At 50.6% G+C, this 24,884-nt stretch carries 24 protein-coding genes; 14 read left to right on the top strand and 10 right to left on the bottom strand.

Annotated features, from left to right (window positions below; genetic code table 11):
- The first annotated feature begins 109 nt into the window (after positions 1–109).
- Positions 110–670, top strand: a complete 561-nt coding sequence (locus tag EPA93_RS01940; protein ID WP_129885419.1) for a hypothetical protein — start codon at positions 110–112, stop codon at positions 668–670.
- On the opposite strand, the gene EPA93_RS01935 is transcribed toward EPA93_RS01940, so the two are convergent.
- The gene (locus tag EPA93_RS01935) at positions 663–1,622 is read right to left on the bottom strand and encodes a selenium metabolism-associated LysR family transcriptional regulator (RefSeq protein WP_129885418.1); all 960 of its coding nucleotides are present in this window, start codon (positions 1,620–1,622) and stop codon (positions 663–665) included. The genes EPA93_RS01940 and EPA93_RS01935 overlap by 8 nt on opposite strands.
- A gap of 129 nt (positions 1,623–1,751) precedes the next feature.
- Complete coding sequence (locus EPA93_RS01930; protein ID WP_129885417.1) at positions 1,752–2,612, bottom strand: HEAT repeat domain-containing protein; 861 nt, start codon at positions 2,610–2,612, stop codon at positions 1,752–1,754.
- Positions 2,613–3,110: 498 nt separating this feature from the next.
- Between EPA93_RS01930 and EPA93_RS01925 the strand changes: the two genes are divergently transcribed.
- The 6 genes from EPA93_RS01925 to EPA93_RS01900 all read left to right on the top strand — a co-directional run bounded on the left by EPA93_RS01925 (position 3,111) and on the right by EPA93_RS01900 (position 10,199).
- Positions 3,111–4,211, top strand: a complete 1,101-nt coding sequence (locus EPA93_RS01925) for a YeiH family protein (protein WP_129885416.1) — start codon at positions 3,111–3,113, stop codon at positions 4,209–4,211.
- A 260-nt stretch (positions 4,212–4,471) separates the two neighbouring features.
- On the top strand, positions 4,472–5,044 hold the full coding sequence (locus tag EPA93_RS01920) for a histidine phosphatase family protein (RefSeq protein ID WP_165422804.1): 573 nt from the start codon (positions 4,472–4,474) through the stop codon (positions 5,042–5,044).
- A 631-nt stretch (positions 5,045–5,675) separates the two neighbouring features.
- Complete coding sequence (locus EPA93_RS01915; RefSeq protein WP_129885414.1) at positions 5,676–6,215, top strand: MauE/DoxX family redox-associated membrane protein; 540 nt, start codon at positions 5,676–5,678, stop codon at positions 6,213–6,215.
- A gap of 38 nt (positions 6,216–6,253) precedes the next feature.
- Positions 6,254–6,835, top strand: coding sequence for a peroxiredoxin family protein (locus tag EPA93_RS01910; protein ID WP_129885413.1), 582 nt, complete (start codon positions 6,254–6,256; stop codon positions 6,833–6,835).
- 505 nt (positions 6,836–7,340) lie between these two features.
- Complete coding sequence (lepB, locus tag EPA93_RS01905) at positions 7,341–8,312, top strand: signal peptidase I (protein WP_129885412.1); 972 nt, start codon at positions 7,341–7,343, stop codon at positions 8,310–8,312.
- 51 nt (positions 8,313–8,363) lie between these two features.
- The gene (locus EPA93_RS01900; RefSeq protein WP_129885411.1) at positions 8,364–10,199 is read left to right on the top strand and encodes an ABC transporter ATP-binding protein; all 1,836 of its coding nucleotides are present in this window, start codon (positions 8,364–8,366) and stop codon (positions 10,197–10,199) included.
- A 147-nt stretch (positions 10,200–10,346) separates the two neighbouring features.
- On the opposite strand, the gene EPA93_RS50795 is transcribed toward EPA93_RS01900, so the two are convergent.
- Together EPA93_RS50795 and EPA93_RS01890 are read right to left on the bottom strand one after the other, a co-directional pair.
- Complete coding sequence (locus EPA93_RS50795) at positions 10,347–10,568, bottom strand: YHS domain-containing protein (RefSeq protein WP_129885410.1); 222 nt, start codon at positions 10,566–10,568, stop codon at positions 10,347–10,349.
- Positions 10,569–10,593: 25 nt separating this feature from the next.
- Positions 10,594–10,854 carry a metal-sensitive transcriptional regulator gene (locus tag EPA93_RS01890; RefSeq protein WP_129885409.1) on the bottom strand — a complete coding sequence of 87 codons (261 nt, stop codon included), beginning with the start codon at positions 10,852–10,854 and terminating at the stop codon, positions 10,594–10,596.
- A 277-nt stretch (positions 10,855–11,131) separates the two neighbouring features.
- On the opposite strand from EPA93_RS01890, the gene EPA93_RS01885 reads away from it, so the two are divergent.
- From EPA93_RS01885 to EPA93_RS01875, 3 genes are all read left to right on the top strand, one after another.
- Positions 11,132–13,771, top strand: coding sequence for a heavy metal translocating P-type ATPase (locus EPA93_RS01885; RefSeq protein WP_165422803.1), 2,640 nt, complete (start codon positions 11,132–11,134; stop codon positions 13,769–13,771).
- Between the two features lie 85 nt (positions 13,772–13,856).
- Complete coding sequence (locus EPA93_RS01880) at positions 13,857–14,072, top strand: hypothetical protein (protein WP_129885408.1); 216 nt, start codon at positions 13,857–13,859, stop codon at positions 14,070–14,072.
- An 18-nt stretch (positions 14,073–14,090) separates the two neighbouring features.
- The gene (locus EPA93_RS01875; protein WP_129885407.1) at positions 14,091–15,017 is read left to right on the top strand and encodes a GNAT family N-acetyltransferase; all 927 of its coding nucleotides are present in this window, start codon (positions 14,091–14,093) and stop codon (positions 15,015–15,017) included.
- A gap of 94 nt (positions 15,018–15,111) precedes the next feature.
- On the opposite strand, the gene EPA93_RS01870 is transcribed toward EPA93_RS01875, so the two are convergent.
- The 3 genes from EPA93_RS01870 to EPA93_RS01860 are packed head-to-tail and all read right to left on the bottom strand — an operon-like array spanning position 15,112 to position 15,891.
- On the bottom strand, positions 15,112–15,405 hold the full coding sequence (locus EPA93_RS01870; RefSeq protein ID WP_129885406.1) for a hypothetical protein: 294 nt from the start codon (positions 15,403–15,405) through the stop codon (positions 15,112–15,114).
- Entirely contained in the window at positions 15,405–15,632 is a 228-nt protein-coding gene (locus EPA93_RS01865; protein ID WP_129885405.1) for a hypothetical protein, read from the bottom strand. The genes EPA93_RS01870 and EPA93_RS01865 overlap by 1 nt, the downstream gene beginning before the upstream one ends.
- Before the next feature lie 34 nt (positions 15,633–15,666).
- Positions 15,667–15,891, bottom strand: coding sequence for a hypothetical protein (locus EPA93_RS01860; protein WP_129885404.1), 225 nt, complete (start codon positions 15,889–15,891; stop codon positions 15,667–15,669).
- 322 nt (positions 15,892–16,213) lie between these two features.
- On the opposite strand from EPA93_RS01860, the gene EPA93_RS01855 reads away from it, so the two are divergent.
- A complete protein-coding gene (locus tag EPA93_RS01855; protein ID WP_129885403.1) occupies positions 16,214–17,005 on the top strand; it encodes a helix-turn-helix domain-containing protein in 792 nt (263 codons plus the stop codon).
- 84 nt (positions 17,006–17,089) lie between these two features.
- Positions 17,090–17,314: a helix-turn-helix domain-containing protein gene (locus EPA93_RS01850; protein WP_165422802.1), complete on the top strand. Its 225-nt coding sequence runs from the start codon at positions 17,090–17,092 to the stop codon at positions 17,312–17,314.
- 244 nt (positions 17,315–17,558) lie between these two features.
- On the opposite strand, the gene EPA93_RS01845 is transcribed toward EPA93_RS01850, so the two are convergent.
- From EPA93_RS01845 to EPA93_RS01835, 3 genes are all read right to left on the bottom strand, one after another.
- Complete coding sequence (locus EPA93_RS01845; RefSeq protein WP_165422801.1) at positions 17,559–18,443, bottom strand: class I SAM-dependent methyltransferase; 885 nt, start codon at positions 18,441–18,443, stop codon at positions 17,559–17,561.
- A 17-nt stretch (positions 18,444–18,460) separates the two neighbouring features.
- Positions 18,461–19,915 carry an MFS transporter gene (locus EPA93_RS01840; RefSeq protein ID WP_129885400.1) on the bottom strand — a complete coding sequence of 485 codons (1,455 nt, stop codon included), beginning with the start codon at positions 19,913–19,915 and terminating at the stop codon, positions 18,461–18,463.
- Between the two features lie 608 nt (positions 19,916–20,523).
- Complete coding sequence (locus EPA93_RS01835) at positions 20,524–21,477, bottom strand: bacteriocin fulvocin C-related protein (RefSeq protein ID WP_129885399.1); 954 nt, start codon at positions 21,475–21,477, stop codon at positions 20,524–20,526.
- A 433-nt stretch (positions 21,478–21,910) separates the two neighbouring features.
- Between EPA93_RS01835 and EPA93_RS01830 the strand changes: the two genes are divergently transcribed.
- The gene (locus tag EPA93_RS01830; RefSeq protein WP_129885398.1) at positions 21,911–23,566 is read left to right on the top strand and encodes an FAD-binding dehydrogenase; all 1,656 of its coding nucleotides are present in this window, start codon (positions 21,911–21,913) and stop codon (positions 23,564–23,566) included.
- A 242-nt stretch (positions 23,567–23,808) separates the two neighbouring features.
- Positions 23,809–24,363: a hypothetical protein gene (locus EPA93_RS01825; protein WP_129885397.1), complete on the top strand. Its 555-nt coding sequence runs from the start codon at positions 23,809–23,811 to the stop codon at positions 24,361–24,363.
- The last annotated feature ends 521 nt before the right edge of the window (positions 24,364–24,884 follow it).

The following is a 24,884-nucleotide window of genomic DNA, read 5'->3' as shown; positions in this document are numbered from 1 at the left end:
ATATGGCTAATGAATGTTCAGACAAATTTGTAGAGATGCAGTTGCATGATTAGCTTGTGTCAAAGCTAAGCAAAATATAATGAGCTAAGGAAAAGGAGCCGGGAGAGTAGTGCGCAAAGGAACAAATATACGCTGGCAAAGCTTTGTTGCCGCCTGTATAGTATTTGTGATTCTGGAAATGCTAAGTTTTGTAGGGCTGGATAAGGCTTTTACGGCCCTCAGCGTCTTCGGAGGAGCTCCTAATAACAGCCTTGGTACGGTTATGGTCATGTTTTTTCAGCCATCCCATCTGGAATGGCTTATCTTGCAAATGTTGATCGCCGGGATTGTCTACTTTGTCGTAGGATGGTTGGCGGCGCGTCGAAGCGGAGATAAACAGATTGGCCTCTCTACCGGCCTCTGGGCAGGTATTTTCTTTGGTATCATTAGCACAATAGTCTCTATCGGTCAGTCGCTGTGGACCTTTATTCCTATGCTCTCATGGTTGAGTGGTCCTCAGATGAGCAATGCTGCCGATTTGCGCTCGTTCTATATCACTTTTGAGCTAGCCCTGCTCGTCAGTAATATACTTGCCAGCTTCTTACTGGTTGGTCTGTTAGCCGGCGCTGGCGCTGGACTGCTGGGGGGTATTGTGGGCCTGCGCTTTGCCCTATCCTCGAAGACTAGCTGATGCCGCTCGGGATGTGAGTAAGCAGATCGAGAAAGGCTAGCGCCGCTCGGGAAATTCGTTTGCCTTTGACTGAGACAATTGTAAGCTGGCGCTCGATTTCACAGTCACTCAGCGCGATTTGTTTTAAGCGACCCGTGGCAATTTCGAGCTGGATGGTATGTTCAGAGACAAACGAGATGCCTAGTCCTGCGGCTACAGCTCGCTTGATCGCTTCGGTGCTGCCTAACTCCATCATCGGGTATAACGGTCCGATCCCTCGCCGGCTCAAAGCCTGCTCTAGAATTTCTCGGGTCCCGGAGCCCTGTTCGCGCAAGATAAAGGTTGGTTGCTGGGCAAAAATTTGTTGAAGCGTTACTGGATCTGTAAGCTTACGCGCAAAGCTTGCTGAGGTGATGAGGACAAGCCTATCTTGCTGCCAGGCCTGTTGCGTAAGCTCAGGATGAGATACCGTACCCTCTACGATGCCTATTTCCAGACGATGCGTGAGAACCTCTTGCTGGATATCCTCAGTGTTGGCAATCTCGATAGTCATGTCTATGGCCGGATAGCGCTCTTTATATTCTCCTAACAATTCCGGCAGGAGGTAGGTGCCGATAGTCGTGCTGGCCCCTACAGCAAGGCGGCCGCGCCGCAAATTTTGCATATCATCGAGCACAGCCTCGGCCTCAGTACTGAGCGCAAAGATACGCTCTGCATACTCGTAAAGCACTTTGCCGGCCTCGGTGAGATAAATTTTGGAGCCGCTACGCGTAAAAAGTGCCTGCTTTAGAGCTTTTTCTAATTCCTGTATCTGCTTGGAGACGGCAGGTTGGCTGATAAAAAGCTCTTCCGCCGCTCTTGTGAAGTGACCTTTCTGGGCCACTTTATGAAATATCAATAGCTGATTGAAATTCATTGCCTTGTGCGCTTGCTCCTTGCTAGCACTCGTGAGAATATGCCACGTATTTAGCATAACACGAATTTGCTAGTCTGATGTCCCGCTTCGTCTTAGCTGGCCTCTGACGGCTGATGCAGGGGGCAGGTCTGAGGAAAGTGAATGAATAGTTAGATGTGCCAGCAAAGCGAGCAAGTGGATTCTAACTCATGCATAACCCAGGATACCCAGCGCTCGGGCTGCTCCCCTACGAACATCTGCATTGGCGTCATCTAGAACAGCGACGAGAGGATCGACCGCTTGCCTATCACCGAGCTTAGCCAGAGCATAGGTCACCTTCATACGGTTTATGTAATCAGGATCACGCAGAGCAGCGATGAGAGGATCGACCGCTCGCTTATCGCCAAGATTGACCAGGGCATCAATGGCATAGGAGCGGATATAAGGATCTGAATCACCGAGAGCAGAAATCAGAAAATCGAAGGATCGAGTATTACCCAGCTGTCCCAACGCAGAGAGTATACGAATGCGCGAATGCGAATCCACCCTGGGAAAAAGGGCAATGAGGGGAGCGATGGCGCGCGCATCTTTCAGTGAGCCTAGAGCAGAGATCACAGATGGGAGAACACTAGGATATGTATCGCCCAGTGCGGCAATGAGAGGCTCAACCGCCCGTACATCTCTTGAAACGCTCAGAATACCAACCGCCATGCTACAAACAAGGACGCTCGAATCTTGAAGGGCAGAAAGCAAATAGGGGATAGTGCGTGTTTGATCCAGTTTTGCCATCGTTTGGAGCGTGAGCAGGCGCAGGCGCGCGTTTTTGTGAGTAACTATCGGGATCAGTACTGCGAATGCTCGCTGCTCTTTGAGCACGCCTAACGCTTTGATAGCAGCTTTACATACATGGTACTCAGGGTCATTGAGTAAGCCCACTAATGCGTTATATGCCAGCGCTCGTTCGCTGCGACGGCGCATGATGCTTTTAACGGCTTGCAGACGTACTTGGCTATCGAGGTCTGCTAATTCAGCGATCAGAGTAGTGAAAGGAACGCGAGATGTCTTCATGAAGTACGTTCAATCCTTTCAAAGGGGCTATTTTATGCTTCTACTTTCTATTCTTTCCATACCTTCCATTTCTGGCAAGGCTAGAGAACTATTGGGCTACTTTGTTTTATATACTAATGATTGTTGAGATAATAAAAAACCACAAAATCTTTCTGGCGTATTTTCATGCGCATCCTCTGGAGATCCCCGGCTCTCCATGGTTCTCGTTATCCCCAGAGCGCTTTCCAGAACTATGCCTAGACCAGATCTGCGTTGATGAAGCGAGAGCGTCCACGCCTAAAGCAAACCCGCCCCCTATAATTTCAGGTTATGGACAGGATATATAACATGTATTGGAGTTATCGCTAGAGAGACGTTATACTGGCTGCTAGTAACATTAGTTGGTTGCAGCTATAGCATACAGCATACTCATAAGTCTGTCTGATTGGCGAGAAGTATTTGGAAGTGCTGCTCTACTATATCTGGATGTGAAAGCTTTAGAAGAGGGAAAGACTATTTATGTATGTTGATGAAAAGCAGCAGATAGAGGAAAGGCAAGAATTACAGCAGGAACGCTCCACGAAGCAGAAACCAGGTTCGGGACACACAGACTGGAAGGCCTGGGGCGCGGGTCTGGGCCTTACTATCTTGCTCGGCTTGATTGCGTTTTTACTGGCATTGTTGCCCGGGCTGGCAACGGTTGGCAGTCTGACCATTGCGCTTATTCTGGGCCTTGCCTGGCGCGCAATTGTCGGATTACCCGCTACTTTGACCGGTGGTGTGCGTTTCTCGGCTCAGAAGGTGCTACGCTACGGCATTATTCTCACCGGTGTGCGCTTAAACTTCCAGCTCATTGCCGCGAGCGGTTTGCAGGTACTTTTGCTGGATGTTCTGCTTATCCTTTTCGGGCTTCTGGTACTGCCAAAACTGGCTCACAAGCTGGGATTGTCGCGTCACCTGAGCTTTTTGCTTGGCGTTGGACAGTCGATCTGTGGTGCCTCAGCGGTGGGGGCTGTTAGTGCGTTACTGCGCGGTGCCGATGAAGAGGAGACTTCGCTTGCTGTGGCGATCTGTGGACTCGTGGGGACAATTGGCGTGCTGCTTTTTACCTTCGCTGCTCCATTGTTGCATTTGCATGGACATATTTACGGACTGTTGTCAGGTTCAACGCTTCACGAGATTGCCCAGGTGGTGGCTGCAGGTCCCGTAGGAGGAGTTGGGGCGGCCGATATGGCCATGGTAGTAAAACTGACCCGCGTGATGCTCCTGGCTCCGGTGGCCCTGTTCCTGGCTTTCTTCCTGGCCTTTAAGGAAGGCAAGCAGGACGGTGCGAGTGGATCTGTCAATTGGAAAAATATTCCTATCCCCTGGTTTGTCTTCGGTTTTCTGGCTGTTGGAGCGATTAACTCCTTTGGCTGGTTGCCTAAGGATGTCTCCAACATTGTGGTGCAGATCAGCGTCTTCCTGATGGTTATGGCGATGGCGGCCATGGGGCTGATGGTTGACTTGAGCGTAATTAGACGTACAGGCCTCAAGGCGCTTGGTATTGCCGTTCTCTCCTTCTTCATCTTTGTTGGCGTTAGCTCATGCCTGCTCTTTGTCTTGCACCTGGCCGCCTGAAAAACGCTCGATCATAGGAGATGGCTTCGGGCTTGGAGATCGAGAAAGCTGTAGGGACGGTAAGGCAGGCGGATATTTGCTTCAGAGGCTTATGAGATAAGTAACTCACAAGAGGTAGCTTTTCCTGACGTCAATATGTCATACTGAAGGCAAATGCTGTGCCGCGAGATATATAGGATTGATGAAGGGTGGAACAACCGGTACCTGTAGGATTTGTTAGCTCTTCGGGCACAATGAGCAAACCGGAACAGGAGAGAGCAATGCTTACACTTTTTTATTCTCCCCATATGACAAGCGTCGATAATGAGGCCGGGCGCGCTTCTGGCCATGCAGATATACCTCTTTCTGCCGCAGGTCTTAAACAGACCAGCGAGCTTGGGCAACACTATGCAGATCAGAAGCTGGAGGCGATCTTTCACTCGGATCTTCAGCGTGCTACCACGACGGCCCAAATTGCTTTTGCCGGACGCAATCTGCAGCTTATCCCTGATGCACGCCTGCGTGAGTATGATTATGGGGACATGACCCAGTATCCAGTTGCCCAGGTGGAGGAAGAGTTTGCGCGCCGCATCAGGCAACCATTTCCTAATGGCGAAAGCTTGCTCCAGGTTGTCAAGCGTATGGGTGCATTTTTGCGCGACGTCATGCGCGAGTATGATGGGAAAAGTGTTGGCGTCATCGGGCATCGCGCTACGCGCTACGGCCTCTTGTATTGGAGCAGCGCCACCTCGCTTGAGGAGATTGTAAACACACCCTGGGAGTGGCGAGAGGTTCCGATCTGGCGCTATGAGCTATATGCTCAAGATCTTGAGAAACTAACTCTTCCCGCGTAGCTGTTCTGAAATTGTGGCTCTTTAAGAGAGCCACAGATCTGCCTCGAATTTTGACTCAAATAACGCTTCTTTTCGCGAGCTTCGGCATTTTGTCCCCATCTTAGATTATCTCAGCGTTGCCCCGAGCTTTAAGCAGATACTTGTATCCAGGTGAAGGGACCTAAAATTGATTGGGCCAGCGCTTAACTTCCGTCAGTTAAAAGTATCGATTGATATGTTTTTATAAACTCAAGAATATGGTAATGCCTATTTCTCCTTTAGCAAAATATATTCTCTTTGCAAAGCAAGAAAGCATCGTAAAGCTAAACATAGTATATTCGCATCTTGACAAAGACGATATCCCAATGTATATAATAAGTAACCAATTAGCTCGCTCGTCTAACTCATATTATTACTACTACTTCTAGCTTAGTAGCTATTACGTGAACAGCATTCTTCAGGCACTACTTTGATACATTACTGCTGGGAAGAAAGTGCGTGCTTTATTAGGTAGTCTATTTAGGGTAGATAAGAGCATGATGTCATGTCATAATGAGGAAAGGAGGACAGTTCGTCACTCACAAGAAAATGTACAGCGCTGCATCTTATTCTCTTTGCCCATCAACTGTAGAGCTTTTTCGGTGAGGTTGCGATGTTCTCAACACAGCTACTGTCATGTATCCTTATATTCTGCCGCGTGGCTATTGGACTGGTATTTGTAGTTTCCTTCGGCAGCAAAATCGTCAATGTTTCCGCGTTTCGGGATACTATTACCAGCTTTCGCCTGCTTCCCGCTGCGTTGAGCGTGATAATTGCCTGGTTGATCCTGGGAGGAGAGCTAACAGTCGTCATCTGTCTAGCTTTTGGAAGCTGGCTACTATTTCCTGGTTTTGGCCTTGCCTTTGCCCTACTACTACTATTTTCTGTGGCCATGACGATGGTCCTGCTTCGTGGTATCCACACTTCCTGCAATTGCTTTGGAGCCAGCAAGAATCCAGTAACCCTCAGCGATATCTGGCGCAACGCCGGCTTTATTGGCTGTACGCTGCTCGGTAGCGCAATTCTGCTTCTCCGGCCAGTCTCAGCAGGATCGAGTACATCTGAATGGTTACTCAGCGGCGTTAGTGCAGGAATCTTCGTGTTAATCTGGCTTCAGCTAGGCCAGATCATACAGCTTTTCCGTGCTAACTAAATCGATGTTATTGTCTCTGCCCTAGAGGAGGAACATGCATGCAGTTACAAGCTATACTCCTGGTCAGCTCGGTTCTGTTGTGGATTTTTCTTTTCCTCAATCTGCTCCTGACCCTGGCCCTTGTCAGGCGCTACAATCGTATCAGTACACCACGCCTTGAGACGTCTGAACAAGGATTGAGGGCCGGTACAAAGGGACCAGACTTTAAAGCGTTTACCCTGGATGGGGCAAGCGTGAGCCTGGCAGACTATAGCGGAACTGGGCGGGCAAACCTCTTTATTTTTTCCGCCCCTGGCTGCCAGCCCTGCCACGATCTTCTTGCCACCCTAAAACCGTTACAGCCGCAGATCAAGCAATCAGAGACTGATCTGATCATTGTGAGCGATGGCCGCGTGGAACAAACGCGGGCCTGGGCTCAGGAAATGGAGATCCCATTTACCATAATTTCGGCTCCCCGCCTGAGCAATCCTTTCTTCCAGGACTATAAAGTACATATGACGCCATCCTATTGTCTGCTCAACAGCCAGAGTGTCGTTGAATCTGCCGGCCTCTCGGATGGATATAATCCCAGGTGGACGGCCTTGATCTCTAGCTGGAGTAAACTTTCGTCCCCAGCATAAGGAAAGGAGGCACCGCAGCAGCAAAAGAAAACGCTTATACGCGTAACACTTCACCCAAGCGAGTTTCTTCGGCAGTTTAACGAGTTAGAAAATGGATAGCTTTCGCTAGCGGAAGAGAAAGGACATTGTATCTATGTCTCACCTTGTCGATACGTTTCTAACAAAGCTAGATCATGTCTCCAGCAGCTCCGGTCTTCTCAACAGGCTTATCTCGAACATGGCTTCCCGCCTGCTGCCCGATTTCGAGGCCCAGGCTATAAGTAGTGGCTGCTCACCTTATTGTGGCCCTCGTTGTGATTGCTTCTCTAGCAATTACTGCTATAGATGTTCTAACGGTATCGCCTATTGCATTCCACAATGTGGTTGCGGTGGGGCCGCTGCTGCCCTTTGTTAACCCTTAATTAGCTGACTTTCATGGATGCTGCTCTTCGGTGTAGTATCCATGAAGGAAACCGTTGATCAACTCTGATTCATCGTGGCTTCAGATTAGGAAGAGGAGTTTGTTATGCCTCTTTTCCTGCTTGTGTGTGGCATATTTCTATGCTTTATTTGTGGATTAGTGACGTTATTGCGCCTATCGCTGCTGATTGTTACCGTAGTTGGACCCAGTATGTCCCCTGGCCTGGAGCATGGCGAACGGGTATTGGTGTTGTGCCGCTGGCTCTGTGGACGTTTGCACCAGGGGGATATCGTAGTAGTCAGGGCCGCTAAGGGAAGACAGGCCTCTCCTACGAAATCGCCCGACTGGTATGTGAAGCGCATCGCTGCTCTTGGTGGCGAAATCTTTGCGCTACCGGCAGATGATCCCTTGCCCGCTGAAGAGCTCGCGCAAGCTACCTTCGTCAGCCCCAGCGGGCAACGAGCCTGGTTTGTTCCGCCGGAGCATATCTTTGTCTGCGGCGATAACCGAGCCGCAAGTATTGATTCGCGCAGCTGGGGCCCCGTCCCGCTCCAACGGGTAGTGGGCGTTGTCCTATTCAAGCTCTCGCAGGCCTCCCCCAAACATACAACCTATACCCTTACCCCGGAAACAGCGCTGGTTGGAAAAGCGGCTCCACCCTTTAGCGCCGAAACGCTCGACGGGGCAACAATTACCCTTGAGCAGTATAAGCATACCTCACTATTGCTATTTTTTGTGGCCAATACCAGTATTTCGGCTGAGCATATACCAGAATTTTTGAGCCTGGCAGAGAAGCTAGTAACTCGGAGTATTGCAATTGTCTTTATCTGTGCCGAGGAGCGCAACCATGTTGAAGCGCTTAGCAAACTTTTTCCTATTCCTTATCCCGTGCTGATTGCGCCGCGTGAACGAAATCCTTTGCTCAAAGAATATCAAGCGCTTATCGTGCCAGCATTCTGTTTGATTGATGCGCGCGGTATTGTGCAGCTTGCTGGCTTCCCTGATCACTTGTCAAGGGCCTGGCAAGAACTGCAGGATATGGCAGCAAGCTCGGAGCAGATGCAGGCTAAAAGGTAGAACTGCGTAAATAGGCGAGCCCTGTAAAATGAGGTAGTGAAGGAAAGACTTATGCATAAGATACGCCGCTGGCTGACTCTGATCGCGGGAACTATGCGTTATATTGGGCAAATGTTGTGGCTGGCCTGGCAAGTACAGCCCGTGTATTGTGTGGCCCTGATTGTTCTGGAGATCCTACAAGGTATTGTTCCGCTGGCCACGGCCTGGATAATTAAGAGCATTATCGATCTGCTTACGCAGCACTTCCATGCGCAGGACCCGGGTCAGCTTGTGCGGGGGTTGATGGCCCTGCTCCTCATTCAGGCAGTAATTCTCATTGTGGCCCAACTGGGGGCTCCTCTCAGCGAATTTCTCCTGGCGGAATTAAGCCGAAAATTAACCCTTCAGGTCAAAACCACCATCTATCAAAAGATTAACAGCCTGGCGGGCATCTCTCATTTTGAAGATCCCCAATTTCATAACACCATCGAAATGGTGGCCACGCACGCTCAGATGGCTCCAACCCAGATGCTGCAAAACGTCAATATGCTTTGTAAAGGAGCTGCAACGCTCCTAAGCTTCCTGGGAGTGCTTATCGCGCTTAGCCCCTTGCTGGCCTTGATCGTCTGTATCACGGTCTTGCCCCAGGCTGTTGTGCAGATCAAATTGAGCCGGCAGCGCTTTGACATGTTTTTTGACAATAGTCCGCGCGAGCGCCGGGCAGCCTATTATGGCCGCCTGCTATCCTGGGCTCCTTATGCAAAGGAGGTTCGGCTCTTTAATCTAGGGCAATACTTTCTGACCAGATTTACCGAGATGACGAGGCTGATTCTCGGCGCGCAATCGCAACAACAGATACGCGAGTTGCGCTGGCAAGGAGGACTGGCTTTTCTTTCTACCATAGTCACATCTGGCGCCTTAGTCGTTGTCGTACTCCAGGCCTTCTCTGGTCGTATCAGCATTGGCGATATCGTGTTCTACATCAGCGCCGTGGAAAGTATACAGAGCACCTTGAGCTCCATGGCTTTTGAGCTTTCCAATATGAACGATAGCATGCTCTTCTTCCGCCAGTACAAGGAGCTCTTGCATCTGCAAGAGGAGCAGCTTAGTGTGACGCAGGAGCCTTGCGCCGTCCCTCCACTGACCAGCGGAATTACCCTGCGCAACGTCTCTTTTCGCTACAGCGAGCAGCAGCCCTGGGTTCTACGCCACATCAATCTTTTCCTCCCGGCGTGCCAATGCCTGGCCCTGGTTGGCCTGAACGGCGCCGGAAAGACGACCCTGATCAAACTGCTCACCCGTTTATATGATCCGACTGAAGGGGAGATTCTCTGGGATGGGATCGATATTCGTGAGTTTGAGCCTCAGGAATTGCGCAGGAATATGGGTGCGATTTTTCAGGATTTTGTACGCTATGAGCTGACAGTCCATGAAAACATTGGCCTTGGCAATACTGATTTGCTTGAGAATACTGTGGAAATCCAGAAAGCCGCGCTCAAAGCCGGTATCCATGAACGCATTGAAAAACTTGCCGATGGCTATCAGAGCATGTTGAGCCTATGGATGGCAGAAGAGAAGGGGGGAACCGATTTCTCGGTTGGCGAGTGGCAGAAATTAGCTCTGGCTCGCATGTTTATGCGCGATTCGCAAGTGCTCATTCTTGACGAGCCGACAGCCTCACTTGATGCTCAGGCGGAATATGAGCTCTATCAGCATTTTCGTGAGTTGATGCGCGGCCATACCTGTATTCTTATTACTCATCGTTTTAATACTGTGCGCATGGCAGAGCAAATAGCTGTACTAGAAGAGGGGCAGATCAGTGAGCTAGGAACGCATAAGGAGCTGTTGGAGCGCAACGGAACCTATGCTCAGCTCTATGGCATGCAGGCTGAGAGCTATCGAGCCTGAGGAAGTATGCTCGGGCCTGTTTGTGCAGGATCTATCTTCGTCAGGAAGGAAAGGCTGCCAGGAGGGACCAGCTGACAGGTCCCCGGACTCCTGGCAAGCCTGTAGCGACAAATGCAAGGCGCTATAGAGATAAATTAGCTAAATGGACTAATGGCAATGGCCACATGAACATGAATGTTCTGTGCTTCCAGTTGATTCCTGGTTCTGCTGGTTGAGATATTGCTCGGGGTTGTCCTCGAAGGCTTTCTTGCAGCCAGGAGCGCAGAAGTAATATGTCTGCCCTTGATATTCCGCTGAACGGGCTGCGGTGCTGGATTCAATCGTCATTCCACAGACGGGATCTAAAACCTGCGACACAAATTCCTCCATTTTTTACTCTATGAATCAGGCTGATTTAGCGATTTCCAACGAGTGTGTAGAGCTGAAGCAGTTCGTCTATCACCTCTTGCTCTCTATCTTGCTTGATACCTTCAGGGACGCAATGGTGCATGTGATCCTTGAGCATCAAGGCCTCTAACGCCTCGAATTCCTTGCGCACCTGATAAGTTTGACTGAGAATGTCCACGCAATACTCATCGCGCTCGATCATCGAGCGTGTGGCGCTTAAGAGTTCTTCAATATGCTTTAAGCGTTCACTTTTCTCTTGTTTGTCCATGATTACAAGCCCTTTACATATTTTTGTAAACCCTACCCATAGGGCATGGGTATACCATAACATAGGGAAAAGAAAATGGCAAGAGGCAGCCGCGTTGGCTTTAAGGATTGGATTTTCATAACTTCTGCCGATCTGCAACACTTTAAAACCCCCGGTGAGGGGTTGACAGGGTATGCTATAGTAAATCTATAAAACCCATACCCAGGGGGTATGGATAGAACAAAAAGAGTTTGCAGATTGCGCAAAGAGAAGCGCCTGCCAGGAAACGAGGAATGCCATGAGTACCAGGATAAATGAGCAGCAAGCCTGCCCTATTCCAGAGAATGTACAGACGGATCAAACCGTCCTGACGATAGAAGGTATGTCTTGCGCTTCATGCGCGCTACGTATAGAGAAGGGCTTGAAGAAAGTACCTGGTGTCGTGGATGCTCAGGTCAATTTCGCCAGCGAGAAAGCCACAGTCGTCTATGATCCTGAACTGACGGATACCGCGCGAATGGTCAAGAAAGTTGAAGCTGTTGGCTATAAAGCCGCGTCATTACAAAAGCCCGCAGCCAGCCCGAATGTTGCCGTCACGCAGAAAGAAGCCGAAGAGGCTAAGCTGACCCTGGAGATCAGCGGCATGTCCTGTGCCTCCTGTGCGATGCGCATAGAGAAGGGCTTGAAGAAAGTGCAGGGCGTGCATGAGGCCCAGGTAAATCTGGCGACTGAGCGTGCGACAGTAACTTATGATCCCGCTCAGGTGGATGTACCCAAGTTGGTGCAAAAGGTAGAAGTGGTCGGCTATGGAGCTAAGCCGCTTGATGATTCAGCACATGGACAGAGCAGCGTGCGGCAAGAGGCAAAGGCGAGTCTTGAAGCGAATTCCGCACCAGTTGTACTCGAAGAGGATGAGCAGAGCCAGCGCAAACGTCGAGAGCTGCAGCGTAAACGCAACCTGCTGATCCTGGGCATTGCACTCTCGCTACCAATCATGGCCCTGAGCATGTTCTTGATGAATGCTTTCCCGGGTGAAAACATTCTCTTGCTGCTGCTCTCAACGCCTGTCTGGGCCATCGTAGGTTGGGATTTTCACAAAGGTGCGCTCAGAGCCTTGCGCCATGGCAGCGCTAATATGGACACGCTTGTCTCGTTTGGCTCAACCGCCGCTTACCTGCTCAGCCTGTTTGCTACCTTCTTCCCACGCGTAGTAGGTGGCGTAACCTTTTACGATACGGCGGCGCTGATTATCACGCTCATCTTCCTTGGCAAGTACCTGGAGGCGCGGGCCAAGGGGCAGACCAACGACGCTATTCGTAAGCTTATCGGTCTGCAGGCTCGCACAGCTCATGTAATACGCGACGGACGTGAAGTAGAGGTCCCGATAGCTGAAGTGCGCGTGAACGATGAGCTTATCGTACGCCCCGGCGAAAAGATCCCGGTTGATGGTATTGTGCTTGCCGGGCATTCGGCCGTTGACGAGTCAATGATCACCGGTGAGAGTATCCCGGTTGAAAAGGTCGAGGGCGAAACCCTGATCGGCGCGACGATTAACCAGCGCGGCCTCCTACGTATGCAAGCTACAAAAGTGGGTGGAGATACCATGCTTGCGCATATCATTCGCCTGGTAGAGCAAGCGCAGGGCTCAAAGGCGCCGATTCAGCGCCTGGCCGATACCATCTCTGGCGTCTTTGTCCCGGCTGTCCTGGTGATTGGCGTACTTACCTTCATTGCCTGGGCCATCATTGGCAACACGATTGGCCTACCCATGAGTGACGCAAGCATGATGGCGATGGCCAGCACTAATCCCTTGATTACCGCTATCGTAGCAGCGGTTGCCGTGCTGGTAGTGGCTTGCCCTTGCGCCCTGGGATTGGCCACGCCAACGGCGATCATGGTTGGGACCGGCAAGGGAGCCGAGCAAGGCATTCTGATCAAGGGCGGCGAGAGCCTTGAGCGCATTCAGGCCGTGCGTGCTGTGCTCTTTGATAAAACCGGAACGATAACCAAAGGTAAGCCCGAATTGACAGATGTGCTGACAGTACCCAATATGGCCTCAAGTGAGGCTCTGCGCTTGATTGCCAGCGCCGAACAGGGCTCTGAGCATCCCCTGGCGGCGGCTATCGTTGAGGGGGCTAAAGTGCAAAATATTGAGCTGGCCGCGGCACCTGAGCACTTTACGGCGCTTGTCGGCAAAGGGGTAGAGGCGCATGTGGATGGAAAGACGATCCTGGTAGGAACACGAGCTCTGCTAAGCGAACGGGGCATTAGCTTTGCGCAATTCAATGAGCAAATGGAGGCGCTTGAGGCGCAAGGCAAGACGGCTATGCTTGCCGCTACCGCTGATAGCGTAATTGGCCTGGTCGCGGTTGCCGATACTGTAAAGCCTGAATCTGCGACAGCCATCAAGCAATTGCATGAGCAGGGCCTGGATGTCTGGATGATTACCGGCGACAATCGGCGCACGGCTGAGGCCATAGCCGCTCAAGTAGCCATTCCCGCCGATCATGTCCTGGCCGAGGTCTTGCCTGAAGATAAAGCGAATCAGGTAAAGCGCCTGCAGGAACAGGGCTATGTCGTAGCCTTTGCCGGCGACGGCATCAATGATGCGCCGGCGCTAGTCCAGGCCGATGCGGGTATTGCGATGGGAACCGGAACAGATATTGCCATGGAGGCGTCCGATATTACCCTGGTCAAGGGTAATCTGACGAGTGTGCCTGTAGCCCTGGCGCTCTCCCGAGCCACGATGCGTACGATTAAGCAAAACCTGTTCTGGGCCTTTGCCTACAACGTCATCCTGATCCCGACCGCGATTCTATCGCCGCTGATTCCATTCTTGAAGGAGCAGGCGCCCATCTTTGCCGCCGCTGCGATGGCGCTCTCGTCGGTGACTGTGATTGGTAACTCGTTGCGCCTACGCCGCTTCGGCCGTAAGTAGTGAGGCTTTGTGAGGCCGCCTGACAGAGACCCTGCCGGGCGGCTCCAGCTTTTGTAGGGTGAACAACTAGAAAGGCCTGCAGGTCATGGGTAAATCGCCTTCGCAGACGCTTCGTGAGTATTTGCCGCTGATTGTTATTGCACTGTCCTGGCTGGTGCGGTTGAGCTGTAGCGGACGAGATGCCTGCCCGCATAGCGGGACGGTGAGCGGACAGATAACGATCCAGGCGGGACAGGAGCAAAAAATACCGCTCCTCAGCCTGGCGATTAAATTAGGGCATAAAGACCAGGTATACAAATAGACATAAAAGGAAACGATAGTGCAAGCGTTGAATGAGCTCTCGATTGAGCGTCCACAGACGAGCGCCGATCTTACCGAGCTTGAGAAGATCTGGGCAGCTTCGCAGGATGAGGATAATGCGGCTTTTCGCCCGGGTGATGGCTGGTGGTCTTTTACCAGCTGGGCGACGGCAGTGCGTATTGTGCGCTTTCAAAACAAGCTGTTGGGAGCTGTAGGGATCAATGTATCCCCGGAAGCGCCAGACGTTGCAGAGGTGCGCCTGGCATTGCTTCCGGTGCAGCGGCAAAGCGAGCTAAGTCAGGTATTGATACGTGAGGCCAAAGTGCTGGCGCAGGAAGCTGGGGCTTGCGTCGTGCGGATCTACATTCCGGCCCGCGCTACCTGGGCACGTGAGGCAGCTAACGCGCATCATTTCTCGCTGAAACGTACGCAATATGTCATGTTGCTGCCTGCTGAGCGGGCCAATCTTGCCTTGCAGTCTCCTGAAGATATAGATATTCGCCAGTTAGGCGCTGGCGAAGAAGAAGCCTTACTGGTTGCGCTCAATCGAGCCTGGGCAGATACGTGGAACTTTCGCCAGCTTACGATGCAGGCGCTAAGGGCAGACCTTGACGGGACCCAGAATAACTTTCTAGTTGCCATTTCCCCTGCAGCCAATGGCGAGATTATCGGTACGGTACAAGCCCAGTTTGACGCCCACAAAAGTAATCAAGATGCGGGTTCGGCCTATGCCTGGATTTCGAATCTAACGATTGTGCCTGGATGGAGAGGGAAGGGGCTGGGGCGCATCTTGTTGAAGGCTGGTATCAACCAGCTTATTGCACGGGGTGCTCGCTCTATCGCTCTGGGCGTGGATGGTGGCGCGGTTGCGCCTGTAGGGCTGTATCGGTCATTGGGCTTTGAGATCATTGATACTGTTGAGATCTGGGAAAGCGCGCTACAATAGCTCTCAGTTAGAAAGACAGCGATAGGCAGGCTACCATCATGTATGGTAGCCTGCTGACATCTGGAAGGCTAAGAGTATGCAGCAAGTCAGTAGCTTATTGTAGCAATGGCTCGATATCGAAAAGATCATCTATAGTATGCCTGAGGCAAGCTAACCAGCGGTCGCGCTGTAGCAGCCAGGAAGCGCTAATGCAGGTGCCTTCTTGCAAGGCTAACATGAAAATGGCGCCTTCTTTGGCCAGTTCGGCCATCTCGTTGAATTGCTGCTCGGCCAGCTCTTGCAAGCTTGCACGGGTGAGCAGCTCTTGATAGAGAAGCTCCCGGCGCTCCTCGCATTGCTCGATCTCGTCGCGCAGTTGCTTGACCGAAAGCCTGAAAGGTTCTTGCATCAGGCCTTGCCTCCTTGTTCTCTCTGAGCGCAACCAACGGGAACATAGGGGCTTTCTCCCAGGCGCAGAAAGAGATGCTCCAGCAGCGCGACCAGCTCGCGATTCTGGGCGGTGAGCTGTCCGGGGGAACGGTGATAGTCAAGAAACTGGTGAATGAGACCGTGAAGGGCAATTGCTTCAGTATAGCTGACCACAAGCCAGCACATGGGTTCCTCGTAGTGGCGCATAGCCTGTTGTTTCTCCTTTGTCTGATGAGCAGGCTTAGCGCTGCAGAACGTCTTTATAGGTTTCGAATGTGATCTCCGCAGCCTCTTCCTGACCCACCAGCGGAACGAGCTTCTGATAGTGCGTTTCGATGGCCGCGTATTTTTGCCGTACAAATTCGTGCTGCCCCACGCAGGCATAGCCCGACAACCCACGCTTGACCGCTTCACATTCCAAGGCTATCTGCTCACGCAGACGCGCCACTTCACTCTTCATCTCCATATCCCACGAATCCTTTCTTTGTACGTGGCCAGCTTTGCCCACAGTGCCGACTGTCGAATGCGCTGGCCTTGCCGATGAATATTGGACTATTTCCTGTTAGAAATAATTCCAAGACTATTGTGGTGCTGCTCCATGTTAAGAATCAAGAATCAAAGTATCAAATATGCAATTAAATTATAAGGTATTAAAAATCAAATTGTCAATAAGGATCAAAAATCAAATAAGACTCATGTTATATAGACAAACTGAGTCTAAAGACTTACAATATCAATGACTCATTAATGAGAATCGCAAAAATCCCGGGAAAGAGGCAGAGACAAATATGGAAAAGGCGTACTATAAGCCAGAAGAAGTTATGAAGCTTCTCGGCATCTCCAAAGCCACACTCAATAGGAGAGCAGAGGATGGCAGTATTCCAAGCGAGCTTGAGGAAGGCAGAAAAAGAGGCAGAAAGTATCCCAAGGAAGCTATAGATGCACATGTTAAACTTTTAAGGCGGAAAAATAGGGCCGAACTTACCTTTGGCCCGGCAACTAATAGCGAATTGTGGGCAAGCTATCAGAATCATTTCAGTTTATATGAACCAGAGGATATTGTGACGTATGACAGATTACTGGAATGGCGTGAAGTAAACCCTGATATTTTTATGTCTGCCAGAGAAGGGAATAGGAGGATTGCCGGAGTCACAATAATGCCTCTCGAAGAAGCTGTAATTAAATCCATCATAGATGGGAAAATAAGTGAACAGAATATACAACCAGAAGCGATAAGAGAATGGACAGATAAGGATCTAGCGGTTTATATTCCAAGTATTTCGATCCATCATACGGGAGATGCCCAAAAAGATAAGCATAGAGGACGCTTCATCATTAAGCATGCTATAAAGTGGGCCATTTCATTGGAGAGACAATATGATATTAAAAAGTGGTACGCTATAGCTGCAACACTTGAGGGGAAGAAACTAGTCGAACACCTTGGTTTCGAGAAAATAGCGGGGAAAAGAGACGCTTATCTGCTAACTGACTTACGGAAAGCAATACAGCCTATAAAGTCGTTTATCGATAATTTGGAAGAAGAGGGAGAGTCCTTTATACCTTCTCCAAAAGCCAGATAAAGACTGAAAGACATGAGATACAGAAGAGATATTCATGACAAAAGATGCAAATGGGGCCATAGTAGCCAGGCTGCGGAGTTGCTTATGATCCGCTTAAAAGTTCAGGAGTTAGCGCGAGCTAAAGGCTTAAGTCAGTCCAAGTTATCGCGCAAATCGGACGTCGATTTGACCACCTTGAGAAAGATCTATCAGACGCCAACGACAGTGAATGTCACTTTGGAAACACTCAAACGCTTAGCGAGAGCTCTAGAGGTGCCAGTTGCGGCTCTCATTGAAGAGCTACCTGGTGAGGATCAAGAAGAAATGTAGGAAGCTGCATGTCTTTGTACGCGGCCAGCTTTGCCCACGGTTGCGAACTGTCGAGCAATGACTTATTAATGAGAATCGCAAAAATCCCGGAAAAGAGGCAGAGACAAATATGGAAAAGGCGTACTACAAGCCAGAAGAAGTTATGAAGCTTTTCGGCATCTCCAAAGCCACACTCAATATGATCCGCTTAAGAGTCCAGGGGCTAGTGCGAGCTAAAGGCTTCCTGCCCCTGGGGTTTAGCAGCCTATTCTGTATCAGGACGCTGGGCAGAGACGAGAAAGAACTCCATGCAGGTATGGAAACGCTCACATTCCTGCAGCCATTCTCCCACTGAGCGATCATATTCTTCAGTAGAAATACCCAATTGTGTGGTAATGAGCTTTTTACCAGTTTGTTTCGCGGCCAACATATTGGCGAGGGCCATTTTTCCCAGCCGTCCTCCCCATTGCCCCAAAGGAATCGTCTTGCGCAGGACGTTCACAGAGGAGAGCCCAGCTTTCTCAAGGAGTATATCCAACCGGCTGGCGATTAAACAATCAATTCCTCGCTGCTTGCATGTCTCCACCAACCATTCCACATGACGCGTGGTCACTGGTCCCATCTGCCGATAAGCTACTGCTGACTCCACGAGCTCAATCCATCCACCGGGACGAGTCACACGCACGAGCTCCGCGACAACGCCTGGCCAGGTTACCTCGGGCAGAGCAAATGCAAGCAGACGCTGATGGACTACCTCAAAGCTAGCATCGGGAAAGGGCAAGCCAGTGAGCACATTTGCCGTGGTGAGCGTACAATTGGACGGCAAGGTCCCGGGCTCTTGTAACGCTGGAGGAAAGAGCAGGTCTACACCGGTAAGCTGGGCATCAGGAAACTCGCTTGCCACTTCCATCAACCAACGTCCAGTTCCACAGCCGACGTCTAAGATCGTGCGTGGTGAAAGGACAGGCACGAAGAGATTGCCACCAAACGCTTCGCGTAGCAAGTTGTGCTGCAGATTGAGCCGCTGATCCTCTTGCGCATCTTTCGGTAAAGTATATGGGATATCGGGAAGGTAGTTCCGTCCATCATCCGCCGGTGTGGAAGCAAGCGGAGTGTCAGAAGGCGAGGGAGTATGCGAAATATCTTTCATGAGCCTCATCATCCTTATTAAGGAGAAACTTCATCGAGGGGCTTCTCCTTCGTCGTCGGTCCAAATTGAGCAAGGAGAGCCGCCAGGAACATAAAGGCGCTGATAGCAAGAAAGGCCAGTGTGGGGCCGAGCCGGATGAGCGAAACAAGAAAGACCAGGCCCACTCCTCCGCCTATATGTCCAATTCCCTCCACAAGTGCAAAGCCGGTGGCCCTGGCACGGGTGGGATAATTTTCTGCTGACCAGGTATAAATCATTGGTAGCCAGACATTATTGCCAAAGTTGAGCAAGGTAGCGCCAACGATGGCGATGAGGACCTGCCCGGAACTAAAAGCTATCAAGAGACCTCCAAGTAGGACAGCAACTCCTGCTATTGGCATCCAGGTTTTGCGCTCAAACTTTTCTCCAAACGATGCTGCAGTGATTGAAGCAAGCACATATCCTATGGAAGCCACAGCCGTAATCAGGGCCGCTTGCGCGATTGGGTAGCCTAACGCGAGCAAAAGCGCGGTCAGAGCAGCACCAGCCGCAAAGAGGGTAATCAAGCTCAAGAGCCACACTGTGAGTAAGAGAATCGTCCGTTTGAGATAGAGAGGCGTTCGCAAGATCTCAGCCAGAGGAATACGCGTAGCATCGACGAGCACAGAGACCTCATCAGCCAATGGTGGAAGCGTTCCACCTAGACGACGAGCAACCTGTTGCTCCATGGCGCCAACTATCCGTTCTGCTTCTGTCAGCCTTCCCCGACTGACCAGCCAGCGGGGGGATTCGGGCAGTTCAAACCGCAAGAGGAGCCCAATGACGGCCAGCAGTGCTCCAAAGAAGTAGACCAGGCGCCAGCCGATCCCTTCAAAATGTAGACCGGTCAAACCAAGCGGGAGCCCCAGGGGCATGGGAGTAGTCAGAAAGAGCCCCAGCCAGACACTGAGGATAGAGCCAAAGGAGCCCACAATGAAGGTAAGGGCTAAATAATGGACATGGTTCCTACGTGGGGTTAGTTCGCTCAGATAAGTGCTGGTTAAGGCAATATCTGCTCCAGCCCCTATACCAGTGATCACGCGAGCCAGAATAAAATTGGTATAATCCCCAGCAATGCCGGTGTAGAGCGATCCAAGCCCCGATACTAGCATACTCATCATGAGTAAATTGCGCCGGCCAAAACGATCTGCACAGGTGCTGAAGATAAGCTCTCCTATCACATATCCGATCAGATTGAGCATGGAAGGGAGACTGAGAAAGTGGGCGGCATTGGTAGGATTGCATCCATGGACAATCTGTACGCAGGTCTGGATGAAGGAAACGTTAATATCCAGAGTATCAAACAAAGTAAAGAGTGTGCCCAGGCCAATAATGATCAGAAATCCCGTGGGCAACGGCCAGAGAGGAAGGCGATCCTGACGCGCCGTTATGGTGGCTGCCTGATCTTGCATTGATCTCTCCGCGGCTGAGAGGTCTCCGGCTTCTAATGCCATATGCTGCCTCCTATATAAAAAGTGTTCAATTCAGAGAACTCTTCTCCAGTCCCGACCAAAGGAGCATTGTTGCGATCGAAGAGAAGAGTACCTTAAAGTTGCAAAAGGGTAAATAACTATAAAAATGCTTTTGGGAAATAGCGCTATCCAAACTTACTATGTAAAATAGATAGAGAAAAGGATATGCCGCTTGAATGTAGCTTTATAGACTTTATATGCATTGCTAAAAAATGTCAAGCATTAACGTAGTATCTTCTTCTTATTTATTTTATGGCTACAAAGTTACTTGCTTATTTTGGTTATCTTCGCAAGAAGATGCTGGAATTGCATAGTTTTTTAGGATAGCACTCTATATTACGTAAAATTTAACAGAACCTGAGGAATAAAGATTCTCCAGATGTTGCGGATGAGGGAAAGTGCGACCAACAGCCCTTGTTCAAGCAATAGGCTGCGTTGACAAATGAGGAACGAGCTGAGAAAGGGTAAGTCCTGACAGTTCTTAGCTGATAAAAGAGATTGGCAGCGACAAAGACAATTGCTGCCAACCTCTGCATTTTTCCCGATGAGATAAATGAGGAACTATGCAGCTGAATGAAGGCTAGAGGCGCTTAGCCACAAAGCCCGTTGCAGGTATATTGCCAGAAAGCTCCACATCCTCCCTCTTGAGCACACGAGTACCAGTGACAGGTGGAATCGGAACACCAGTCATGGCCTACCGTACAGTTGCAGACGTCATCTGCCGGCCTGGCAGGTGACATTGCGGGAGTAGACTCTGCCGGTCCAAGTGTGGCAAACAGGGCATGCGCTTGCTCTTTACCAAACGCATCGATAGCCGCCTTCTTATCGGCGTCAGTCAGGGATGCGAAATTTGTGCGCACCAGCTGGTGGGCGCGCTCAAGAAACGCCTCTTGCTCTGGTGTACAATTGGGATGTGCTGCGCGAAAACGCTTCAACTGCTCCTCCCAGAACCGAGCTCGTACGCTTAGTGGAGAAGCGCGATAGATAGCTTTTCGATAGGCCATGGGGCGAGCGATTAGCTCATCGTAGGTTGCAGGGAGGTGATCCTGGTTAGCCTTAACCCAGGCCTGGGCCTCGGCCCATAGTTTCCCATCACCTGCGGCGAAGGCTGGCACCTTCCCCATCATAATCAGGCCTGCCGCTACCACTCCCCCAGCGCAAAGCTTGAGGAACTGAGCTCGTCCAATGACTCCCTCGTTCACAGGTTTCGCAAGTTGCTCTTCTTCCCCACGCCGAAGCCGTTCCAGGGCCGCCAACACGCGCATCGTCGATTTTAAGCCAAGCCTACGGACAAGCCAGATGCCCATGGCAGGCCCCGTCCAGGCCTGTACCTGGCTATCTTGCTCTGAGACCCTCAGCAACGTCGGAGCCCAGGGAGCCTGTGGCCCTAAGGCTTGCTCGCGCCATTCCTCCACCTTGGAGTCCGTCAATGGAAGCACTTCAAGTTTTCCATCGCAGGCTTGCGCGACCCTCTCAGAGATCGCCCGGCATGTTCCACAGGATGCATTAAATGCGAGAACCCATCGTGTGTTTGAATGACTCATCAAAATCTCCCTTCCACATAATCTTTTCTTCAGCTCTTAATACTAGCTCTTTCAAAGGGCATTCTCTCTACATTATAAAAATTCATACAAATGCTGCTTTAATAGCTTATGGTGCAAAATGAAGAGATGTTATAAAATAAGCGGAGTACTATTCAGCTTTTCGCTGCATGTTCCAACAGAAGCGCAGCCTGGGAAAGATGAGAAATGCAGTGTAAGCGGGCCATGATCTGGGAAGGTAGCCGGTCAAAGGACGTGCCATTAGTCTAAATTGACTGCTTTCGACTCAGGCTATTGAGCTGACTTTGCCAGCAAGAAATTTTTCCATGTATTATTTCTCCTGGCAACCATCTTGCACTCTTTAAGATGAGTGTATCAGTCACGCCGCTCCTCCTCGGAGTGAGTGAACTAAATTTTTAGGAAGAGGAACAGAAAAATGCACGAGGAAGCCGACGTTATTATTGTGGGAGCCGGCTTAGCAGGGTTAGTTGCTGCCGCGGAACTGGTGAGTGCAGGCCGGAAAGTGATCTTACTGGATCAGGAGCCGGAAGCCTCAATGGGAGGGCAAGCATTCTGGTCCTTTGGAGGAATTTTTCTGGTTAATTCGCCGGAGCAACGGCGCATGGGGATCAAGGATTCTCACGATCTGGCTCTACAGGATTGGCTGGGTAGTGCAGGGTTTGACCGCGAAGAGGATTGCTGGCCGCGCCGTTGGGCCGAGGCTTATGTCAATTTTGCCTCGGGTGAGAAACATGCCTGGCTTTATGAGCGGGGTATTCGCTTCTTTCCATTTGTGCAATGGGCCGAGCGTGGGGGCTCTCTCGCCACCGACCATGGCAATTCCGTTCCGCGCTTTCATGTGACGTGGGGGACAGGTCCAGGCATCATTGAGCCATTTGTGAGGCGGGTGCGTGAAGGGGAACAACAAGGACTGATCAGCTTGCGCTTTCGCCATCGCGTCACGGCTCTCTCAATGAGCGAAGGAGTAGTAAATGGAGTTGAGGGAGATGTGCTGGAACCTGATACCGTTAGCCGAGGCATGGCAAGCTCACGGAAGGTCATTGGCGATTTTTCTCTAAAGGCGCAGGCGGTAATTGTAACGGCGGGCGGCATTGGTGGCAATCACGACCTGGTGCGCCAGAACTGGCCTGCTCGCTTAGGACCTGTTCCTAAACATCTTATTTCGGGCGTGCCCGATCATGTTGATGGGCGTATGTTGGAGATAGTTGCCAGGAACGGAGGGCACCTGATCAATCCTGATCGCATGTGGCATTATCCTGAAGGTATTCACAATTACGCGTCAATCTGGCCTCTTCATGGGATCAGAATTTTGGCTGGCCCATCTCCTTTATGGCTGGATGCGCGCGGACATCGCTTGCCGATTCCCCTCTTTCCCGGCTTCGATACGCTTGCGACGCTTAAGCACATCACTACTAGCGGATATGACTACTCCTGGTTTCTGCTTAACGATCGTATCATTAAGCGCGAGTTCGCCCTTTCTGGCTCCGAGCAGAATCCTGATTTGACAGGCCGTAACATCCCTCTGGTTCTCAGCCGTGTATTGCCTGGTATCCCGGCTCCTGTTCAAGCCTTCAAGCGTAAGGGGACAGACTTTATCGTAAAGCGCAACCTCCCTGACCTCGTACGAGCCATGAATGAAATGACAGAGGAGCCCTTAATAGACCTGGTTGAGCTGCAGCAAGAGATTGTTGCCCGCGATCGGGAGATACGCAACCCATTTAGCAAAGATGCTCAGGTTATGGCTATTCGCGGAATGCGTGGATATTTGGGCGACCGACTATTTCGTGTGACGAAGCCGCATCGGTTACTCGATCCTGCTGCAGGGCCTTTGATTGCCGTACGGCTCTCTATCCTGACCCGCAAAACTTTGGGAGGCCTGAAAACAGATCTGGCAGCGCGGGTGCTTCAGGCTGACGATCAGCCCTTGCCCGGGCTGTATGCAGCTGGAGAGATTGCCGGTTTTGGCGGAGGTGGAATGCATGGTTATCGCTCCCTGGAAGGCACCTTCCTTGGGGGCTGTATCTTCTCGGGTAGGACTGCCGGGAGAGCCGTTGCTCAGGCAATCATCTGATTTAAGAAGGGCTCCCGGATATATTATTCGGGAGCCTTATTCATAACACGTTTCTTTCTGCCTTTTTAATTCCTGCTGCGATATGCTTGTAGTATTATGATGTTACTGTACCAGCCTTGAGGCAGGACACATGAAACTGGCACGCAACAGAAGATAGATGAGAAGGTTTTTGAGGAAAGGTCAGATGCAGAGCAGCTTGCGAAAAAAGTATGCTATACTCTGCATATGAGGAGGCGGATTGTATGCCAACATTAGAAGAACGACTTGCGGCATTAGAGCACGCGCTTTCTACCCTGCAAGGGGAACATGTCTCTGATATTCGGCAACTCAATGAACGGATCACGGCTTTGCAAGAACAGATCACAGAGCAGAGAAGACGGCAAGCCGGTTTAGAGCAGACTATTGGACAAAGGTTTGATAGCTTGGAGAAGGCGATTTCCTGGCAATTTACAGCTATTGGCCAACAAATGAACCAGGGTTTTGCTGCGATCGATGCTCGGTTTGATGAACAGGCAAAGGCTGTTCGCCAGCAATTTGGAGATGTAAATATGGCTCTAACCGCGCTGACGTTCACGGTAAAGAGCCAGGGTCAGGACATCAAGACATTAAAAGCAGATGTCCAGGAGATAAAAGATCGGCTCGATAGGATAGATGTCAGTTTTGACAGAGTAGACACACGTTTTAATGGGGTAGAACAGCGGCTAGATAAGATGGATACCCGATTTAATAGCGTGGATAGCCGTTTTGATGCGCAAGATAAGAAGCTCGATCAGATCTTGGACCGCCTCTCTAAGTAAGCTAATAAAGCAATTGGAAAAGCCGCCTGGGTTTACTGTCGGGCGGCTTTTTTAATAAAAAGGCATTCCTTCCAAAAAGAAGCCATGAAAAAATGGGATACTTACGATAAAGTACAAGAAGAGTACTGAGTAGGCTTTAACTGTCAATAAACTGTCAATTTGCTGCGAGTTGTGAAAAAGGGATACAGCCAAGCTGCTTGTGAAGCCCACTCACAGGCTATGAGGAAAGAAGGGGGACCAGGAGTGGCACGCTCCTGGTCCTACCTGTACAGCACAATTACAGAAACCGGACGGGGTACAAGTATACAGTAGTTTACCCAAGGGTGTTGCGTTGATATCAAAAGCTTGCTACAAGGACAGACTTCTTTTTGAATCACCTTAGCAATGGTAAGCCGTGTTGCTGCATGCATCGACGCTAAATTGACAGGTTGCACAATGGCTACATGTGCCGAAAACCGGAGTTCTACTAGTAGCTTGAAATGAAATATGTATGTCTAGATCAAACGCTTCATCCGAAGCTT

The sequence above is a fragment of the Ktedonosporobacter rubrisoli genome (genome assembly GCF_004208415.1).
Lineage (GTDB): Bacteria > Chloroflexota > Ktedonobacteria > Ktedonobacterales > Ktedonobacteraceae > Ktedonosporobacter > Ktedonosporobacter rubrisoli.
Note: the sequence above shows the minus strand (reverse complement) of the source record. Positions and strands in the feature narration are given on the sequence as shown.

Bases quoted from the DNA above. Each gene is read 5' to 3' on its own strand.
- EPA93_RS01935 (WP_129885418.1), bottom strand. From the start codon at position 1,622: ATGCTAAATACGTGGCATATTCTCACGAGTGCTAGCAAGGAGCAAGCG.
- EPA93_RS01930 (WP_129885417.1), bottom strand. From the start codon at position 2,612: ATGAAGACATCTCGCGTTCCTTTCACTACTCTGATCGCTGAATTAGCA.
- EPA93_RS01925 (WP_129885416.1), top strand. From the start codon at position 3,111: ATGTATGTTGATGAAAAGCAGCAGATAGAGGAAAGGCAAGAATTACAG.
- EPA93_RS01920 (WP_165422804.1), top strand. From the start codon at position 4,472: ATGCTTACACTTTTTTATTCTCCCCATATGACAAGCGTCGATAATGAG.
- EPA93_RS01915 (WP_129885414.1), top strand. From the start codon at position 5,676: ATGTTCTCAACACAGCTACTGTCATGTATCCTTATATTCTGCCGCGTG.
- EPA93_RS01910 (WP_129885413.1), top strand. From the start codon at position 6,254: ATGCAGTTACAAGCTATACTCCTGGTCAGCTCGGTTCTGTTGTGGATT.
- lepB (WP_129885412.1), top strand. From the start codon at position 7,341: ATGCCTCTTTTCCTGCTTGTGTGTGGCATATTTCTATGCTTTATTTGT.
- EPA93_RS01900 (WP_129885411.1), top strand. From the start codon at position 8,364: ATGCATAAGATACGCCGCTGGCTGACTCTGATCGCGGGAACTATGCGT.
- EPA93_RS50795 (WP_129885410.1), bottom strand. From the start codon at position 10,568: ATGGAGGAATTTGTGTCGCAGGTTTTAGATCCCGTCTGTGGAATGACG.
- EPA93_RS01890 (WP_129885409.1), bottom strand. From the start codon at position 10,854: ATGGACAAACAAGAGAAAAGTGAACGCTTAAAGCATATTGAAGAACTC.
- EPA93_RS01885 (WP_165422803.1), top strand. From the start codon at position 11,132: ATGAGTACCAGGATAAATGAGCAGCAAGCCTGCCCTATTCCAGAGAAT.
- EPA93_RS01880 (WP_129885408.1), top strand. From the start codon at position 13,857: ATGGGTAAATCGCCTTCGCAGACGCTTCGTGAGTATTTGCCGCTGATT.
- EPA93_RS01870 (WP_129885406.1), bottom strand. From the start codon at position 15,405: ATGCAAGAACCTTTCAGGCTTTCGGTCAAGCAACTGCGCGACGAGATC.
- EPA93_RS01865 (WP_129885405.1), bottom strand. From the start codon at position 15,632: ATGCGCCACTACGAGGAACCCATGTGCTGGCTTGTGGTCAGCTATACT.
- EPA93_RS01860 (WP_129885404.1), bottom strand. From the start codon at position 15,891: ATGGAGATGAAGAGTGAAGTGGCGCGTCTGCGTGAGCAGATAGCCTTG.
- EPA93_RS01855 (WP_129885403.1), top strand. From the start codon at position 16,214: ATGGAAAAGGCGTACTATAAGCCAGAAGAAGTTATGAAGCTTCTCGGC.
- EPA93_RS01850 (WP_165422802.1), top strand. From the start codon at position 17,090: ATGATCCGCTTAAAAGTTCAGGAGTTAGCGCGAGCTAAAGGCTTAAGT.
- EPA93_RS01845 (WP_165422801.1), bottom strand. From the start codon at position 18,443: ATGAAAGATATTTCGCATACTCCCTCGCCTTCTGACACTCCGCTTGCT.
- EPA93_RS01840 (WP_129885400.1), bottom strand. From the start codon at position 19,915: ATGGCATTAGAAGCCGGAGACCTCTCAGCCGCGGAGAGATCAATGCAA.
- EPA93_RS01835 (WP_129885399.1), bottom strand. From the start codon at position 21,477: ATGAGTCATTCAAACACACGATGGGTTCTCGCATTTAATGCATCCTGT.
- EPA93_RS01830 (WP_129885398.1), top strand. From the start codon at position 21,911: ATGCACGAGGAAGCCGACGTTATTATTGTGGGAGCCGGCTTAGCAGGG.
- EPA93_RS01825 (WP_129885397.1), top strand. From the start codon at position 23,809: ATGCCAACATTAGAAGAACGACTTGCGGCATTAGAGCACGCGCTTTCT.